The organism is Bacillus sp. HMF5848 (genome assembly GCF_003944835.1).
In the GTDB taxonomy this organism is placed as follows: Bacteria; Bacillota; Bacilli; order Bacillales; family HMF5848; genus HMF5848.
In genome coordinates, this window is sequence record NZ_RWIV01000001.1 from 2,011,392 (window position 1) to 2,029,133 (window position 17,742).

Genomic DNA, 17,742 nt, shown 5'->3' on the forward strand with positions numbered 1-17,742 from the left:
TGTGTAAATATATGATCAAGAAAGGAGTTTTTCGCAACATGAATGAAAAACAACGTGTAGAATCACAAAAAGTACAAGCTAACAATTCTTCGGACAAAAAATCCGACAAGGATTATAGTAAGTATTTCGAAACTGTCTATGTCGCACCAAATCTAAAGGATGCGAAAAAACGAGGTAAGGAATCTGTTCAATATCACAAAGACTTTAATATACCAGAAGAATTTTACGGTTTGGGAAATGGTCGGAAATTCTATATTCGTACTTACGGCTGTCAAATGAATGAGCATGATACAGAAGTAATGGCTGGTATTTTTGAAGCACTTGGTTACGAAGCGACAGAAACTGTTGAGGATGCAAATGTTATTCTACTAAACACATGTGCTATTCGTGAAAATGCAGAAAATAAGGTGTTTGGTGAAATCGGCCACTTAAAAGCTCTTAAAAAGAACAATCCTGATGTATTATTAGGAGTATGTGGTTGTATGTCTCAGGAAGAATCAGTTGTCAATAGAATTTTAAACAAACATCACCATATTGATATGATCTTTGGTACTCATAACATCCACAGATTACCTCATTTATTAAAAGAAGCTTACATGTCAAAAGAAATGGTAATCGAAGTTTGGTCAAAAGAAGGAGATGTTATTGAGAACCTACCGAAAGTACGTAAAGGTAATATTAAAGGTTGGGTTAACATTATGTACGGATGTGATAAATTCTGTACGTACTGTATTGTTCCTTACACTCGTGGGAAAGAACGTAGCCGTCGTCCGGATGATATTATTCAAGAGGTACGCCAATTAGCGGCTTTAGGTTATAAGGAAATAACTCTTCTTGGTCAAAACGTAAATGCATATGGTAAGGATTTTGAAGATATAGAATACGGGTTAGGTCATCTAATGGATGAAATTCGCAAAATTGATATTGCTAGAATTCGATTTACAACGAGTCATCCTCGTGATTTTGATGATCATTTGATAGACGTATTAGCAAAAGGTGGAAACTTAGTTGACCACATTCATCTTCCTGTACAGTCTGGTAGCACGGATGTCTTGAAAATCATGGCGCGTAAGTATTCACGTGAACGATATTTAGAACTTGTTCGAAAAATAAAAGAAGCAATGCCAAACGTCTCGTTAACTACGGATATAATAGTAGGCTTTCCGAATGAAACTGACGAGCAGTTTGAAGAAACATTGTCACTATATCGAGAGGTTGAATTCGACTCTGCGTATACATTTATTTACTCTCCACGTGAAGGAACACCAGCTGCAAAGATGGAAGATAATATTCCAATGGAAGTTAAAAAGGAACGTTTACAACGACTTAATGCATTAGTAAATGAAGTATCAGCTAAAAAGCTCAAGGAATATGAAGGTCAAGTTGTAGAAGTACTTGTGGAGGGTGAAAGTAAAAATAACCCAGATGTACTAGCTGGTTACACTAGCAAGAATAAACTAGTTAACTTCAAAGGCCCTAAGTCAGCAATTGGCCAGCTTGTCAAAGTAAAAGTACTAGAAGCTAAAACATGGACACTTAATGGAGAGATGATTACAGAAACTGTAGAGGTGAACTAAGTTGGCTCAATATACAAAAGAAGAAATTATTCAAAAAGCTCGCGATCTTGCTAAAATGATTGCTGAAACAGAGGAAGTTGAAACGTTCAAGCAAGCAGAAGCCAAAATACACGAAAATGAAAAGGTAAGTGGCATTATCGCACAAATTAAAAACTTCCAAAAGCAGGCTGTAAACTTACAGCATTATGGTAAAGGGGAAGCTTTACGTAAAACAGAGGAAAGAATTAATAAGTTACAAGATGAATTAGATGGAATCCCAGTCGTTCAGCAGTTCCAAGATACACAAGTTGAAGTGAATGATTTACTACAGTTGGTTGCCTCGACAATTACAAAAACCGTTACAGAGCAAATTATAATGTCAACTGGTGGCGATGTGTTAAGAGGCGAAACAGGTGCTCAGGTTAACAAAAAAGATTGTGGCTGCCATTAATCAGTCATAGGACGATTATAATCATGCAAAGACGTTGGTAAAATACCGACGTCTTTTTAGCGTGGGAAAGTACATATTTCTTATTTACTGAGCGCTTCAAGCTCTAGTAGGTCTTCCATGAGTATGCTTGTTGGTGATTAGCGAAAATGCTGACTTAACAGTGATGTTTCCACAGTTATTGATGCTTCACTCTCTTCTTATAATATTCAACATAACAACGTGACGCATTTCGTGGTGCCCTTAACTTAACGACTAATAAAATGTGAGAGACTATTAAGCAACGTCAAGACTATTCTTGAATATATGGCGATGCCTATTACAAAGTAGTCCAACCATATAATCTGGAGAAAAACTGGAATATTAATCGACTCTGATTGTGTAGGCACCTTTTTTAAAATCAATATGCACGCTTTTCAAATTCACAGTTTGTACTTTTTAAAAATTCGGTACATATCTGGGCGAGTGCGCATACAATGAACTATAAAGAGGTCTAAAAGCTTAATAATGATAATACGAGAAATAATTTTTTAGGTATTCACACTAGTCATTCGCCCTGCATAGGATGAAATGAAGATTGATTGAGGAGGGTTTGCCCGTATGTCAGAATACAGAGAGATTATTACAAAGGCCGTCGTTGGCAAAGGACGCAAATTCACACAGTCTACACATACGATTTCTCCAGCTCATAAACCGTGTAGCATTCTAGGTTGCTGGATTATCAACCATCAGTATGAGGCCAAGAAGGTTGGTCACACGGTTGAAGTACATGGTCGATATGATATCAACGTTTGGTATGCGTACAACGATAACACCAAAACGGAAGTCGTAACGGAAACAGTTTCATACTGCGACGTTATTAAACTAAAATATAGAGATGATGACTTCCTAGATGATTGTCATGATGTTATCGCACGTGTTGTTCAACAACCTAATTGCTTAGAAGCTACAATCTCACCAAACGGCAACAAAATCGTAGTTGAAGTGGAACGTGAATTTTTAGCGGAAATTATCGGAGAAACAAAAGTATGTGTTGCAGTAGCGCCGCATGGTTGTGATGATGATTGGGACTGCGATGATGACGAGTTTGATGATTCAGAATTTGAAGACTTAAATCCAGACTTTTTAGTAGGCGATGTAGAAGAATAATAACTAACTAGGGAGGTATACTCTCTAGTTTTTTCTTTTTATGAAAAGAAATGTTTGCAAAGAAATTTGTAGAATTATGTTATAATATATAGAGTTATGGACATTATCTTTTGTATAGAATTTTAAAACAGTCATAAATACAACAATGGTCGTGTCTATATGTACGAAATGGTGACCCCAAGACCTCATGAGTGGAAATTCAATGAGGTCTTACGTATTTCTTATTATAGATGGAGGATTTTTATGGCAAGCTATACGCCTATGATTCAACAATATTTAAAAATTAAGGCTCACTACAAAGATGCCTTTTTATTTTTTCGTCTAGGTGATTTTTACGAAATGTTTTTCGACGATGCAGTCAAAGCTTCTAAAGAGCTTGAAATAACATTAACGAGCCGTGATGGTGGGGGGGCAGATAGAATTCCTATGTGCGGTGTTCCACATCATTCTGCTAAAGGATACATTGAACAGCTTGTGCAAAAAGGATACAGAGTGGCTATTTGTGAACAAACCGAGGATCCGAAGCAAGCAAAAGGTGTTGTTAAGCGTGAAGTCGTTCAGTTAATTACACCTGGAACAATAATGGAAACAAAAGTAGTTGAAGATAATAAAAACAACTTTTTAACTAGTATAAGTTCGTTTGATAACAATAGCGCATTTGGCTTAGCGATTTCTGACTTGTCAACAGGCGAAACACGAGTAACACTAATTCATGGGCGAATTGACGATGTCTTACAAGAAATTTATGCTTTAGAAGCGAAAGAGATTGTTGTAGACAGCGATTTAAAAGAATTGATTGACAAGCATATGTGGGATGGAGTGTCTATTACACTATCAAAAGAGAATGATACGGATATTCCGGAACAATTCCAATCGTTAGTATCATCAATCAAACAGCAACCACTTGTAATTGCGTGTGGCAGACTTTTACAATATTTGCACAAAACGCAAAAACGTTCACTTGATCACTTGCAGCCGTTTGTTTTGTTCGAAACAGATCAATTTATGAAAATTGACTACTATTCCAAACGAAACTTAGAGTTAACAGAGACTGTGCGTAGTAAGGGTAGAAAAGGCTCTCTCCTGTGGTTATTAGATGAAACTGTAACTGCTATGGGGGGACGAAAGCTTAAACAGTGGTTAGATCAACCATTAATTCATAGAGGTGCCATTGAAAAAAGGTTCTCTATTGTTGAGACTTTACTCAATGAATATTTTGTAAGACAAGAGCTTAGAGACCTACTCAAGGATGTGTATGATTTAGAAAGATTAGTTGGAAAAGTAGCGTTTGGTAATGCAAATGCGCGTGAGTTATTACAATTAAAAAAGTCACTTGCCCAAGTACCATCTATTGTTAAAGGTCTTGAATCTTTGAATAACCCTTATATTCGTGAATTGATGAATACTCTGGATCCGTGTGAAGATCTTAAACTTATATTAGAGCAAGCGCTACAAGAGAATCCGCCAATTTCTGTGACAGAAGGGGATTTACTCAAGGACGGCTATAATGAGTTGCTGGACAAATATAGAGATGCTAGTCGTAACGGTAAATCTTGGATAGCACAGCTTGAAAAACAAGAGAAGGAAGCAACAGGAATTAAGTCATTAAAGGTAGGGTATAACAGAATTTTTGGGTATTATATTGAAGTTACCCGTGCGAATTTACACTTGCTTTCTGAAGGGCGTTACGAAAGAAAGCAAACACTCGCCAATGCGGAGCGCTTTATAACGCCTGAATTAAAGGAGAAAGAAGCTTTAATTTTGGAAGCAGAAGAGAAAAGCATTCAGCTCGAATACGAGCTATTTCAACAGATTCGTGAACAAGTAAAGACATACATTTCACGACTTCAACAGCTGGCTAAGCTCATTAGTGAAATAGATGTGTATCAGAGCTTTGCGACTTTAAGTGAGCAACGTCATTATACACGCCCATGTTTTTCAGAGGGGCGCGAACTTCGAATTATCAATGGCCGACATCCAGTAGTTGAAAAAGTAATGGGTTCACAGGAATACGTACCTAATGATTGTATGATGTCTGAAGGACGAGAACTATTATTAATTACTGGTCCTAATATGTCCGGGAAAAGTACGTATATGCGACAAGTTGCTTTGACCGCTATTTTAGCGCAAATTGGCTGTTTTGTTCCAGCAGATGAAGCTGTTTTACCTATATTCAATCAAGTGTTTACTAGAATAGGAGCTGCTGATGATTTAATTTCCGGTCAAAGTACCTTTATGGTTGAAATGCTCGAAGCAAAGCACGCTATTATGAAGGCTACCCAAAACAGTTTGATCTTATTTGATGAGATTGGTAGAGGTACATCAACCTATGATGGAATGGCATTAGCGCAGGCAATCATTGAGTATATTCATAATAACATAGGAGCTAAAACTCTGTTTTCCACACATTATCATGAGCTTACAGCACTAGAAATGGATTTACCTCAATTGAAAAATATACACGTTAGTGCTGTCGAAGAAAATGGACAAGTTGTGTTTTTGCATAAGCTTCAAGAAGGTAGTGCTGATAAAAGTTATGGTATTCATGTAGCGCAACTCGCTGGATTACCTGAACAATTGATTAAGAGAGCGGAAGTGATACTGACACAATTGGAGGCTGAAAAGTCTACAGAGTCAGTACAACAGGTGAATGAGTTAGAAGAACGAGAAGTATCTGTAAAAGAACAGCCGGCTCAATTGTCTTTGTTTGCAGATAGTAATGTTACAAATAATGATAAATTTACTACTAAACAAAAAAAAGTGATTGATTTACTTTTATTGCAAGATATTATGGCGATGACACCACTTGATGCGATGACAAAGTTATATGAATTACAGAAGATGTTGAAATAAGTAAAATGAGGGGTTTTTATGGGGAAAATCATCCAACTTGATGATCAGCTTTCCAATAAAATAGCAGCAGGAGAAGTAGTTGAACGCCCTGCTTCAGTTATCAAAGAACTGGTTGAAAACTCAATTGATGCTAATAGCACTATAATAGAAGTAGAGGTTGAGGAAGCGGGACTGCAAAGGATTCGAATCCTTGATAATGGCAATGGTATAGAATCAGATGATTGTGAAATAGCTTTTTCACGCCATGCCACTAGTAAAATAAAAGCTGAAAGTGATTTGTTTCGAATTCGCACATTAGGGTTTCGGGGTGAGGCGCTGCCTAGTATAGCTTCTGTTTCTAAAGTTGCCTTACGAACGTCAACAGGATCAGAAGCAGGGACATTTATTGAACTAGAAGGTGGCGTGATTAAAAAACATGAGCGGACAAATAGCCGTAAAGGCACGGACTTAACTGTAGAACAGTTGTTTTTTAATACCCCTGCGCGACTTAAATATATGAAAACTATTCATACAGAACTAGGGCATATCTCTGATGTGATGAACAGGTTAGCATTGGCTCATCCTCATGTATCATTTAAGTTGATGCACAATGGCAAGCGTATGCTGTTTACTCCAGGTAATGGGGATGTCCGTCAAGTGCTCGCCTCTATTTACGGAGTTGCAACCGCAAAGAAAATGCTACCTATTCATCACGAATCGTTAGATTTTAAGATTAGTGGGCATATAGCTTTGCCCGAAATTACGAGGGCTTCTAGAAATTATATATCAACAGTTATTAATGGAAGATTTGTTCGCCATTATGGTATTATGAAAGCTATTGAACAAGGATATCATACGCTTCTACCAATAGGGCGACATCCAATAGTTATGCTTAAGATAGAAATGGACCCTATACTAGTCGATGTTAATGTGCATCCTGCTAAACTAGAAGTTCGCTTAAGTAAAGAACAAGAACTACTTGAAATAATTGAATCGAGCATAAAACAAGTATTTAAGAAGCAAACACTTATCCCAGAAGTTGAAACAAAAGCACACAATAAACGTGAGCAAATTAAAACGGAACAAGAGTTTTTCCGTTTTGAACACGTGGTTAAGTCCGAACCTGAAAAAAGCGAAGCTAGCGATATATATATTGACTCAAATTCTGGCAGATCTGACAGTGAAATCAATGAACGTGGTGGTATGGATAGTACTCAGGATGAAACAACAATACGTAATGAAGTATCATCAAGCGAAATTAAAAAAATAATACAAAATGATAGTTCTGTAGAAGAGGAGTCTATTGCTACTAGCAACACAATAAACGATAGATTACCGCCTTTGTATCCGATAGGTCAAATGCACGGTACGTATATTTTGGCGCAAAACGAGAATGGACTTTATATCATTGATCAACATGCAGCGCAGGAGAGGCTTAAATACGAGTTTTACCGTGGAAAAGTAGCTGAAGTTGACTCTGCCTTGCAGCAGTTATTAGTACCACTAACATTTGATTTTGCTAGTAATGAAGCAATTAAGCTAATAGAGCACAAAGACAAGTTAGAAGCTTGTGGTATTTTTCTTGAATCATTTGGTACACACTCTTTTATCGTGAGAGAGCATCCGAGTTGGTTTCCTGCGGGACATGAACAGAGTGTTATCGAAGATTTAATTCAGCAAGTCTTGACGACAAAAACAGCGGATATAGGTAAGCTTCGTGAGGAAGCTGCTATATTAATGAGTTGTAAAGCATCGATTAAAGCTAATCATTATTTACGTCAGGATGAAATGTTTGCATTACTAGAAGATTTACGAAAAAGTGAGGATCCATTTACATGTCCTCATGGACGGCCTATTCTCCTCCATTTCTCAACCTATGAAATGGAAAAAATGTTTAAACGAGTTATGTAATGAATTAGTTAATAAGTATCCGGGCTACTGAATTTTAGTAGTAGCCCGTTACTGAAAATTTTTTAATTTTTCATGATAAGTTTATTCCAAATGTGGATATAATATGTTGATGTTGTGCTGTTACCAGAAAAGAAGGGATTTTTCTTTCATTTCTTAAAACAGTATGAAGGAGGATCATCCTTTGGAAGAAAATAAACAAAAGGTTATAGTCATTATTGGCCCTACGGCAGTTGGGAAAACAAAGCTTAGTATTGAAGCTGCTAAAAGGTTTAATGGCGAAATTATAAGTGGCGATTCTATGCAAGTGTATCGTGGTATGGATATAGGTACAGCAAAAATCAAATCAAATGAAATGGATGGCATTCCGCACCATTTACTCGATATAAAGGATCCAACTGATGCTTTTTCTGTACAAGAATTTCAAGAATTAGTTGTTCAAAAGATAGACGACATAACGAAGCGCTCGAAAACTCCTGTTATTGTCGGGGGAACTGGATTGTATATTCAATCTGTGTTATATGATTATCAATTCTCAGACGTGTCGTCTGACGACATGCTTCGAGAGGAGTTAACGGCTTTAGCTAGTCAGTACTCACCTGAATTTTTACATAACAAGCTAAAAGACGTTGATAAGGAGAGCGCTGACAGAATTCATCCAAATAACACTCGTCGCGTCATTCGAGCACTTGAAATATATCATACAACAGGGCGTACAATGACAGAATATCTAAGAGAAAATAAACAACAGCCCCGTTATTTAACAGCTCTGATTGGATTAACAATGGAGCGTGAGATGTTATACGAACGAATTAATCAACGTGTAGATATTATGCTCGATGAAGGATTGCTGGAAGAGGTGACAGCTCTATTTAATAATCGTATTGATGATTGTCAATCTATTCAAGCTATTGGTTATAAAGAACTATATGACTACTTAAGAGGAAACATATCGTATGAAAGAGCCGTTGATTTAATTAAACAGAATTCAAGACGTTATGCCAAACGGCAATTAACATGGTTCCGTAATAAAATGGATGTAAGATGGTTCGATATGACTAATGCTTTAGAGTTTGATGAGAAAATGGAGGAAATTTTTCATTATATTGCAGGAAAGCTACTATTAAAAGCGAAATAATATGTATAGAGAAAAGAGGAGGACATAAGCATGAAACAAGCAGTGAACATTCAAGACCAAATATTAAATCAACTTCGTAAAGATGGAACATTCGTAACTGTGTTTTTATTAAATGGATTTCAACTTCGTGGCCAAGTTAAAGGTTTTGATAATTTTACAGTATTACTTGAAACAGAGGGTAAACAACAACTTATTTATAAACATGCCATCTCTACATTCGCACCACAAAAAAATGTTCAAATTGATTTTGAATAAATGTTTTTGCTCACCACTAAATAGCTGGTGAGTTTTTTTGTGAATAAGGCAATCCTCAGCGTTTAGTGGATTTGGGTTGTGTTTTTAACTATCTTTATTTCTCGGGAAAGCGCAGATTGCGACATTTGTGTAAAAATGCTTACTATTTAAGCGAATTTTGTTTTATGGTGTTATATTCTTTTCAAAGGCGTTGAAAAAATTATAAAAAAACTGGGCGTTTGTCACAATTCTCCTATCTTGCACGTATACTAGTAGGGAATGTGAGGTGAAGGTGTTGGATCAACCGATGAAGATGAAAAATAATGGACAGATTAACATCGTTCTCAATGGGCAAAAACATAAACTAAAACTTACTCATAAACAGGACCCACTTCTAACAGAGAAAAACGCCAATAAACATGTTATTTTAAATGATATTGAAAATGAAATGAGCAAACTCGTCGGTATGGATGAGATGAAGAGAATTATTAAAGAAATATACGCTTGGATTTATGTGAATAAAAAACGAGAAGAACAAGGGCTAAAGGCTGGTAAGCAAGCGTTACACATGATGTTTAAGGGTAATCCTGGCACAGGAAAAACAACTGTAGCACGTCTAATCGGTAAACTATTTGTACAGATGAATGTTTTATCAAAAGGACATTTAATTGAAGCGGAACGTGCTGACTTAGTAGGAGAGTATATCGGACATACTGCTCAGAAAACTCGCGATTTAATAAAGAAGGCTATAGGTGGAATATTATTTGTTGACGAAGCGTATTCTCTCGCGCGAGGAGGAGAGAAGGATTTTGGGAAAGAAGCTATTGATACACTAGTAAAGCATATGGAAGATCGACAGCACGAATTTATCTTAATTTTAGCAGGCTATTCAAAAGAAATGGATCATTTTTTATCACTAAATCCAGGATTACAATCTAGATTTCCTCTTGTTATTGATTTTCCAGATTATTCGGTAGATCAACTGATGGAGATTGCTAGGCGTATGCTATTTGAAAAACAATATGAATTAAGCACTGATGCAGAGTGGAAGCTTAAGGATCATTTAGTTGCGTATAAAGCAGGTACGAACCCAAAAAGCTTTAGTAATGGACGCTATATACGTAATGTGATTGAAAAGTCAATACGTGCTCAAGCAATGCGACTATTGTTACATGATGAATTTGATCGAAAAGATTTGCTTACATTGCGTAGTCAGGACCTTATCTTTTCTGATGAAAAATAACATAAGTTTGACTTGAATCTTCTTGATCGGACCGCTTATATTTTTGCTTATGTAAAAAATAGAAATAGAACTATACGATAAAATCTTCAAATAAACCGGCTAAGCCCGGTTTTTTCATATTATTCTTAAATCTGGTCATGTGCGCCTTCATTACCTTCTTGCTTTTTCTTGGTAATATTTTAAGTAGCCTTTCTTATGTTTTGTTAGAGCAGTAAGTAAGATGACTGCTTTTCAAAAGCTTCATTTTTGCTTGTTGTAATAATCGACTTTTTTTATGTTTACCCCTACAAACGTCTCGATTACTGCTTGGGCTCCTGCAATAGATAAAATAAAGATGATTAGTTTAAATACATCATGAAATAAAATAAATCCACCACCTAAAAAAATAGCACTCCAAACCCCTGTACACCAATAACAATTCAATAAATAACCGAATAAATTTTTGGGGATTTTTTTACGTTTATCTCCTTCAGGTGTATGGAAAGTGGTTAATTTCATAAATGGATCACGTATTTTTTCAGTTATTTTATCAAATACAATCAAATGAGTGAGACGATAACTTGCTAAGATAACCATTAAATATTGTAACCATGTAATCTGGGTCATGATTTATGCGCTCCTAAAATTTGTCGTTTCTCCTTCATGATGTCTCAAGGCAAAGTATTTTATTCTGTGTATGTTAAAGAAATAAGCATAGCTGGAAATGTTAAATTGATTCTTGTAATATATAAGAGAATATAAAAAGGAAGAAGGCTAATTAATTGGATATAAGAACTACTAGAAAGGAACAAGCTATAATAGTTGGGTGCCAATTGCCTAATCGAGACGATGAACAATTTGAGAACTCTATGCAAGAGTTAGGTTCATTGATTCGTACTGCTCAAGGTGAGGTTGTCGTGGCTGTAACACAAAAACGTGTTTCTATACATACTGCTACATATATAGGAAAAGGGAAGTTAGAAGAGCTTTCGTTAATAGTGCAAGAAAAAGAAGCTGATATTGTTATCTTTAATGATGAATTAACTCCAAGTCAATTACGAAATATATCTAGAATACTGAATGATGTGAAAGTTGTTGATAGAACGCAGTTGATCTTAGATATATTTGCGATGAGAGCAAATTCAAAAGAAGGTAAGCTTCAAGTGGAATTGGCTCAATTGCAGTATATGTTACCACGTTTAGGTGGACAAGGTTTAGCGTTATCTAGGCTAGGTGCTGGAATAGGGACAAGAGGGCCTGGTGAAACAAAGCTTGAAACAGACCGTCGTCATATTCATAGGCGGATAACTGAAATAAAAAGCCAATTATCAATTGTTGTTAAGCATAGGAAACGTTATCGTTCTAGACGCAAGCGCAACGGTGTATATCAAATTTCGCTTGTTGGTTATACGAATGCAGGGAAATCAACTTTGTTTAATAAATTGACTGATTCGCAAGCGTTTGAAGAGAATTTGTTGTTTGCTACGTTAGACCCGATGACAAGAAAGTTATTTTTACCTTGCGGGATGACTACTTTATTAACAGATACAGTTGGTTTTATTCAAGATTTACCAACGACTTTAATCGCTGCTTTTCGTTCTACACTTGAAGAGGTCCAGGAGGCGGATTTAATATTACATGTTGTGGACAGTTCGAATCCTGATTATTTTCGTCATGAACAAACTGTTTATGAGTTATTAGAAGAATTAGAGGTTTCAAATACACCAGTACTTACTATATATAATAAACGCGATCAAGTACATGAAGAGTTTGTGCCAAATGGTAAAAGTCCATTTCTACACTTATCAGCTTTTATGAAAGAGGACTTACATAATCTTTTGCATAAGATAGAGGAGCAAATGAAATTAGAGATGGTACCGTATGATGTTGCTATTCCTGCTGTGGAAGGCAAGTTATTAGCGGCATTAAAGGCTACGACAATTTTAAATGACTTGCATTACAATGAGATGAGCAATACGTATGATTGTAGAGGGTTTATTTTTAATGATGACGTACTTTTTCAACAATTAAATCACTTTTTAGACTAGAGGAGCTTCAAGATGCAATACGAAAACCAAAATAAGTTACAACCATTAATCGAGCGGGTTGAACAAAAGATTCAACCTGCTCTTCAAGCTATTGATAAAAACATTGAGTACCATCAATATAGAGTTCTACAGGCATTCAGAAACAATAAAATAAGTGAAGGGCATTTCATTCCATCCACTGGATATGGATATGACGACGTAGGTCGAGATACTCTTGAAAAATTATATGCTGATGTGTTAGGTGGGGAAGCGGGGTTAGTTAGACCACAAATCATTTCTGGAACTCATGCAATAACGGTAGCATTATTTGGAGTGTTAAGACCAGGTGATGAACTGCTTTATATAACTGGTAAACCTTATGATACACTTGATGAGATAGTTGGACTGAGAGGACAGGATAATGGTTCGTTAAAAGACTTTAATATTTCGTTTAATTATGTAGCTTTACAAGAAGATGGAATGATAAATTATGAAGCTGTAAAGCAAGCTATTAAGCGAGATACAAAGATGATTGGAATTCAGCGATCGAAAGGATATGCCAACAGACCTTCTTTTAACATCCAAGAAATAGAGAATATGATAAAGTTTGTTAAAAGTTTAAAAGAAGACGTAATTGTATTTGTAGATAACTGTTATGGGGAGTTTGTGGAAGATAAAGAGCCGTGCCATGTGGGAGCAGATTTGATGGCCGGGTCATTAATTAAAAATCCAGGAGGCGGTATTGCGAAAACCGGAGGCTATATTGTGGGGACACAAAGGTTAGTTGAATTATGTGCATATAGAATGACTTCACCTGGCATTGGAGCAGAAGCGGGTCCTTCTTTATATAGTTTGCAAGAAATGTACCAAGGATTTTTCTTAGCACCTCATGTTGTTGGACAAGCTTTGAAAGGTGCATTATTTACATCGTGTTTATTAGGAGAGCTAGGTTTAACGACATCACCTTCGTGGAACCAACCACGGACGGACTTAGTACAAGCAGTGCAATTTGATGACAAAGACCGCATGATAGCTTTTTGTCAGGCTGTTCAGTATGCATCACCCATTAATGCCCACTTTAGACCGGAGCCAAATTATATGCCTGGGTATGAAGATGATGTCATTATGGCAGCGGGTACCTTTATTCAAGGATCTAGTATGGAGCTAAGTGCGGATGGACCTATAAGACCACCATACATAGCGTATGTGCAAGGTGGACTGACGTATGCCCATGTTAAAATTGCGGTATCATTAGCTGTTGATAAATTAATATCTGCAAGCTTAATATAAAAACCAAACGCATATCATTAAAAGTGATGTGCGTTTTTTGACGTTTAGGAATGAAAATCGTGACTTTAATGTGGGGATATAATTCTGAATTGATGAGTGTCCAGTTCTAGGGTTTTTGACTCAAGAGGAAAAATCAGTTTTCTGTGATTACACACCAATCATCTTTGAAAGTCAGAATTTTCGCTGGCTAGGACGACCCAGAATTGAAAAAGTGACAGGACGTCGCGTTTTCTTAGGGTGGTCTCCGCTACCTTGTTATAAGGTAGTTGTATTTTTTGAAAATTTTTTATGCTTAATAGTTGCAATTTATTTGTATAATGCTATAATCAAAATATAAAGTTCATGTAAGGAAATGTAACATGAATAAGTTAGGTATTATTACATTAGTTTAATGGCAAGGGGGTCGTATATTGTATGAGTGATAACATTAGACGATCGATGCCGCTGTTTTCGATGGGCGTTGTTATGCAGTTAACAGAATTAACCGCACGGCAAATCCGCTATTACGAGGAGCATGACCTAGTGAAGCCCGCACGAACAGAAGGGAATAAGCGTTTGTTTTCATTTAATGATATAGACCGCTTACTTGAGATTAAAAGCCTTCTAGACCAAGGTGTAAACATGGCAGGCATCAAACAAATTCTACTTGGTAACCATAATGTAGTGGCAATGCAACAAGAAGAAAATGACATGCAAGATGATGTGACTGATGAACAGTTACGCAAACTCCTTCGTTCTGAGATAATTCAAGCAGGGCGTTTTCAAAAAACACCTTTACGACAAGGAGATTTGTTTAGATTTTTCCATTAGCATCATCGTGTAAATAAAAAACAATTTTATTTTTAGGGGAGGAATTTAGAAATGTCTAAGTACACAAAAGATGACATTCGCGCTATTGTTGAAAAAGAAAATGTGAAGTATATTCGCCTGCAATTTACAGATATTTTAGGGACAATTAAAAATGTGGAGATTCCAGCTAGTCAGTTAGAAAAAGCTCTTGATAACAAAATGATGTTTGATGGATCATCAATTGAGGGATTCGTTCGTATTGAAGAATCGGATATGTACTTATATCCAGATGTAGATACGTTTGTTATCTTCCCATGGACAGCGGAAAAAGGAAAAGTTGCTCGTTTTATTTGTGACATCTACAATCCAGATGGTACACCATTTGAAGGTTGCCCACGTTACAATTTAAAACGCGTGTTGAAACAAATGGAAGATTTAGGATTCACAGATTTCAACCTAGGACCTGAGCCGGAATTCTTCTTATTTAAGCTTGATGAAAAAGGCGAACCAACATTAGAGTTGAACGACAACGGTGGTTACTTCGACCTTGCTCCAACAGATTTAGGTGAAAATTGCCGTCGTGATATCGTATTAGAGCTTGAAGAGATGGGCTTTGAAATTGAAGCGTCTCATCATGAGGTTGCTCCAGGGCAGCACGAAATTGACTTTAAATATGCTAATGCTGTAAGAGCATGCGATGATATCCAAACATTTAAACTTGTTGTTAAAACAATAGCACGTAAGCATGGTTTACACGCTACATTTATGCCGAAGCCACTATTTGGAGTTAATGGCTCAGGTATGCACTGTAACTTATCATTATTTAAAAATGGTGAAAATGCATTTTATGATCCAAAAAGTGAATTAGAGCTTAGTGATACAGCTCGTCAGTTTATCGCGGGTATTGTAAAACACGCAACAAACTTTACTGCTGTAACAAATCCAACAGTTAACTCATATAAACGCTTAGTGCCAGGCTATGAAGCACCATGTTATGTTGCTTGGTCAGCACGTAACCGTAGTCCGCTAATCCGTATTCCGGCATCTCGTGGATTAAGCACACGTGTAGAGGTGCGTAGTGTGGATCCAGCAGCAAATCCATATATGGCTATGGCAGTTCTGTTAGCATCAGGACTTGATGGTATTAAGAACAACTTAACAGCACCAAAGCCGGTGGATCGTAACATTTATGTAATGGATAAGGCGGAACGTTTAGCGCATGGTATTGTTGATTTACCTTCAACTCTTGCACAAGCTTTAGAAAGCCTTAAATCTGACGAAGTAGTGGTTGGTGCATTAGGTGAACACTTGTTCGCTCACTTTGTTGAAGCAAAAGAAATTGAATGGGATATGTTCCGCACACAAGTTCATCCTTGGGAACGCGAGCAATATTTATCTCAATATTAAGAGTTTCAAAGAACCTTGGTGTCATTTACATCAAGGTTCTTTTTTGTGCGATAAAAAAGTTGTAATATGTATATATTCTGTTTTATAACAGTAAAAAGCATCCATTCGTCTAATGGATGCTTTTTGAGTATTAGTATATATGACGATACACACCAATCACTTTACCTAAAATAATAGCATTAGGAAGAATAATAGGTTCTAAATTTTCATTTTCGGGTTGTAAGCGGATATGGTCACGTTCTTTAAAGAAACGTTTAACCGTAGCCTCATCTTCTTCTGTCATAGCGACAACAATATCCCCGTTATTAGCTGTTTGTTGTTGTCGTACTATAACATAATCTCCATCTAAAATGCCAGCTTCAATCATACTGTCTCCAACAATTTCTAGCATAAAAACTTGATCGTCCGAAGCGGCAATTCTATCAGGTAATGGAAAGTATTCTTCAACATTCTCAATAGCTGTAATTGGTTGACCGGCTGTAACTTTTCCGACAATAGGAACATTAATAACATTGTTAATAGGAAGATTATTAAACTCTTCGCTATCTAGTATTTCTATCGCGCGTGGCTTTGTAGGATCACGTCTAATAAATCCTTTGCTTTCTAATCGTGATAGGTGTCCGTGAACCGTTGAACTAGAAGCTAATCCAACGGCCTCACCAATTTCTCGAACAGAAGGTGGGTAGCCTTTTTCTTTTACTTCAAGCTTTATAAAATCTAATATATCTTGCTGTCTCTTTGATAGTTTAGTCATTTTGTCACCTCACCAGTTTATTCTTTTATAGTATTATAGCATGATTTTCCTGTTAGTACAAACATAAGTTCGAAAAAAACGTTGACACAAAACGTTTGTTCGTATTATAATTTATATACAAACATATGTACGAGGTGTAGAAAATGAAAAATTATAGACTTTATATTGCTTTTCTTTTGCTTATCTCAATTCTATGCGTTTTTGTCTCTTTACAATTTAAAAGTGTGTCGGATGAAAAATATCTAACTGTTATTGTAGAAAGAGGGGACAATCTTTGGATGTTAGGAGAAAAATATAAAACACAGCATTCTATGTCTATACCTGAATTTGTTGATTGGGTTGTAAGGACTAATCATCTTTATGAAGGGAAGATCAAGGTAGGTCAGGAAATTCGTCTGCCTATTTCCGAGGACAATTTGCAGTACGCCTTCTCGGATAGTGAATAAAACACCTTTCTTGTAATTCTCTTCTAACTCTAGTATGATAGCAAACGAGTAAACGATTGACATAAAGGAGTAATTACAGATGCTATCAAAAGAAAAATTAGCTAGACTAAATGAGCTAGCCGGTAAAGCAAAACAGACTGAGCTCACACCTGATGAGATTACAGAACAACAATTATTGCGTCAAGAATATTTACAAACATTTCGTCAAGCATTTAAAAATAATTTAGATAATGTTAAAGTAGTGGACCCAGAAGGTAATGATGTAACCCCTAAGAAATTAAAAAATAAGAAAAAACTACAATAACTTATTACGGATGCTGATATAAATGCATCCTTTTTATGTTTTTATAGGAATTTAATTTATATTAAAAGTAGATAACTGCATTAAAAATTAAAATGAACGTTAAAATAATAAAAAGTACGAAAACTATTTATTGTCATTAGTATGATACATGTGTAATGTTCATAATAAGTATGAACAGATTGGGACATTTTACTTAAAAGGTTGTACATTTTTGTTCCTACATATATGATATTTATAT

Annotated in this window: 16 protein-coding genes; 14 read left to right on the top strand and 2 right to left on the bottom strand. The window is 36.1% G+C overall.

From position 1 onward, the window contains the following. Positions 1-38: 38 nt before the first annotated feature. The 8 genes from miaB to spoVK all read left to right on the top strand — a co-directional run bounded on the left by miaB (position 39) and on the right by spoVK (position 10,508). Positions 39-1,577 carry a tRNA (N6-isopentenyl adenosine(37)-C2)-methylthiotransferase MiaB gene (miaB, locus tag EJF36_RS09580; RefSeq protein ID WP_125906106.1) on the top strand — a complete coding sequence of 513 codons (1,539 nt, stop codon included), beginning with the start codon at positions 39-41 and terminating at the stop codon, positions 1,575-1,577. Between the two features lies 1 nt (position 1,578). After that, complete coding sequence (locus tag EJF36_RS09585) at positions 1,579-2,007, top strand: RicAFT regulatory complex protein RicA family protein (protein ID WP_125906107.1); 429 nt, start codon at positions 1,579-1,581, stop codon at positions 2,005-2,007. 597 nt (positions 2,008-2,604) lie between these two features. Beyond that, positions 2,605-3,153, top strand: coding sequence for an outer spore coat protein CotE (locus EJF36_RS09590; protein WP_125906108.1), 549 nt, complete (start codon positions 2,605-2,607; stop codon positions 3,151-3,153). A 243-nt stretch (positions 3,154-3,396) separates the two neighbouring features. Beyond that, positions 3,397-6,006 carry a DNA mismatch repair protein MutS gene (gene mutS, locus EJF36_RS09595; protein WP_125906109.1) on the top strand — a complete coding sequence of 870 codons (2,610 nt, stop codon included), beginning with the start codon at positions 3,397-3,399 and terminating at the stop codon, positions 6,004-6,006. 18 nt (positions 6,007-6,024) lie between these two features. Continuing rightward, the gene (mutL, locus tag EJF36_RS09600; protein ID WP_125906110.1) at positions 6,025-7,896 is read left to right on the top strand and encodes a DNA mismatch repair endonuclease MutL; all 1,872 of its coding nucleotides are present in this window, start codon (positions 6,025-6,027) and stop codon (positions 7,894-7,896) included. A 181-nt stretch (positions 7,897-8,077) separates the two neighbouring features. Next, positions 8,078-9,031 carry a tRNA (adenosine(37)-N6)-dimethylallyltransferase MiaA gene (gene miaA, locus EJF36_RS09605; RefSeq protein ID WP_312028259.1) on the top strand — a complete coding sequence of 318 codons (954 nt, stop codon included), beginning with the start codon at positions 8,078-8,080 and terminating at the stop codon, positions 9,029-9,031. Positions 9,032-9,061: 30 nt separating this feature from the next. After that, positions 9,062-9,286, top strand: a complete 225-nt coding sequence (hfq, locus tag EJF36_RS09610) for an RNA chaperone Hfq (RefSeq protein WP_125906112.1) — start codon at positions 9,062-9,064, stop codon at positions 9,284-9,286. 286 nt (positions 9,287-9,572) lie between these two features. Next, positions 9,573-10,508 (top strand): stage V sporulation protein K, encoded by a 936-nt coding sequence (gene spoVK / locus EJF36_RS09615; protein WP_395940628.1) that lies wholly within the window; start codon positions 9,573-9,575, stop codon positions 10,506-10,508. Positions 10,509-10,748: 240 nt separating this feature from the next. Here the strand turns inward: spoVK and EJF36_RS09620 are convergent, their stop codons facing one another. After that, positions 10,749-11,114, bottom strand: a complete 366-nt coding sequence (locus EJF36_RS09620) for a DUF1360 domain-containing protein (RefSeq protein ID WP_185806870.1) — start codon at positions 11,112-11,114, stop codon at positions 10,749-10,751. Between the two features lie 155 nt (positions 11,115-11,269). Here EJF36_RS09620 and hflX point away from each other — a divergent pair, with 155 nt between their 5' ends. From hflX to glnA, 4 genes are all read left to right on the top strand, one after another. Beyond that, on the top strand, positions 11,270-12,535 hold the full coding sequence (gene hflX / locus EJF36_RS09625) for a GTPase HflX (RefSeq protein ID WP_260471863.1): 1,266 nt from the start codon (positions 11,270-11,272) through the stop codon (positions 12,533-12,535). Positions 12,536-12,547: 12 nt separating this feature from the next. Next, entirely contained in the window at positions 12,548-13,804 is a 1,257-nt protein-coding gene (locus EJF36_RS09630) for a methionine gamma-lyase family protein (RefSeq protein WP_125906114.1), read from the top strand. 414 nt (positions 13,805-14,218) lie between these two features. Next, positions 14,219-14,614 carry a MerR family transcriptional regulator gene (locus tag EJF36_RS09635; protein WP_125906115.1) on the top strand — a complete coding sequence of 132 codons (396 nt, stop codon included), beginning with the start codon at positions 14,219-14,221 and terminating at the stop codon, positions 14,612-14,614. A gap of 51 nt (positions 14,615-14,665) precedes the next feature. Further along, positions 14,666-16,000, top strand: a complete 1,335-nt coding sequence (gene glnA / locus EJF36_RS09640; RefSeq protein WP_125906116.1) for a type I glutamate--ammonia ligase — start codon at positions 14,666-14,668, stop codon at positions 15,998-16,000. 130 nt (positions 16,001-16,130) lie between these two features. Here the strand turns inward: glnA and lexA are convergent, their stop codons facing one another. Beyond that, the gene (gene lexA / locus EJF36_RS09645; RefSeq protein WP_125906117.1) at positions 16,131-16,754 is read right to left on the bottom strand and encodes a transcriptional repressor LexA; all 624 of its coding nucleotides are present in this window, start codon (positions 16,752-16,754) and stop codon (positions 16,131-16,133) included. Between the two features lie 143 nt (positions 16,755-16,897). Here lexA and yneA point away from each other — a divergent pair, with 143 nt between their 5' ends. After that, a complete protein-coding gene (yneA, locus tag EJF36_RS09650) occupies positions 16,898-17,200 on the top strand; it encodes a cell division suppressor protein YneA (RefSeq protein ID WP_125906118.1) in 303 nt (100 codons plus the stop codon). Positions 17,201-17,279: 79 nt separating this feature from the next. Further along, complete coding sequence (locus EJF36_RS09655; protein WP_125906119.1) at positions 17,280-17,504, top strand: DUF896 domain-containing protein; 225 nt, start codon at positions 17,280-17,282, stop codon at positions 17,502-17,504. The last annotated feature ends 238 nt before the right edge of the window (positions 17,505-17,742 follow it).

Coding starts and splice junctions, on each gene's coding strand:
- miaB (WP_125906106.1), top strand. CDS start 39: ATGAATGAAAAACAACGTGTAGAATCACAAAAAGTACAAGCTAACAAT.
- EJF36_RS09590 (WP_125906108.1), top strand. CDS start 2,605: ATGTCAGAATACAGAGAGATTATTACAAAGGCCGTCGTTGGCAAAGGA.
- mutS (WP_125906109.1), top strand. CDS start 3,397: ATGGCAAGCTATACGCCTATGATTCAACAATATTTAAAAATTAAGGCT.
- mutL (WP_125906110.1), top strand. CDS start 6,025: ATGGGGAAAATCATCCAACTTGATGATCAGCTTTCCAATAAAATAGCA.
- hfq (WP_125906112.1), top strand. CDS start 9,062: ATGAAACAAGCAGTGAACATTCAAGACCAAATATTAAATCAACTTCGT.
- spoVK (WP_395940628.1), top strand. CDS start 9,573: ATGAAGATGAAAAATAATGGACAGATTAACATCGTTCTCAATGGGCAA.
- EJF36_RS09620 (WP_185806870.1), bottom strand. CDS start 11,114: ATGACCCAGATTACATGGTTACAATATTTAATGGTTATCTTAGCAAGT.
- EJF36_RS09630 (WP_125906114.1), top strand. CDS start 12,548: ATGCAATACGAAAACCAAAATAAGTTACAACCATTAATCGAGCGGGTT.
- EJF36_RS09635 (WP_125906115.1), top strand. CDS start 14,219: ATGAGTGATAACATTAGACGATCGATGCCGCTGTTTTCGATGGGCGTT.
- glnA (WP_125906116.1), top strand. CDS start 14,666: ATGTCTAAGTACACAAAAGATGACATTCGCGCTATTGTTGAAAAAGAA.
- lexA (WP_125906117.1), bottom strand. CDS start 16,754: ATGACTAAACTATCAAAGAGACAGCAAGATATATTAGATTTTATAAAG.
- yneA (WP_125906118.1), top strand. CDS start 16,898: ATGAAAAATTATAGACTTTATATTGCTTTTCTTTTGCTTATCTCAATT.
- EJF36_RS09655 (WP_125906119.1), top strand. CDS start 17,280: ATGCTATCAAAAGAAAAATTAGCTAGACTAAATGAGCTAGCCGGTAAA.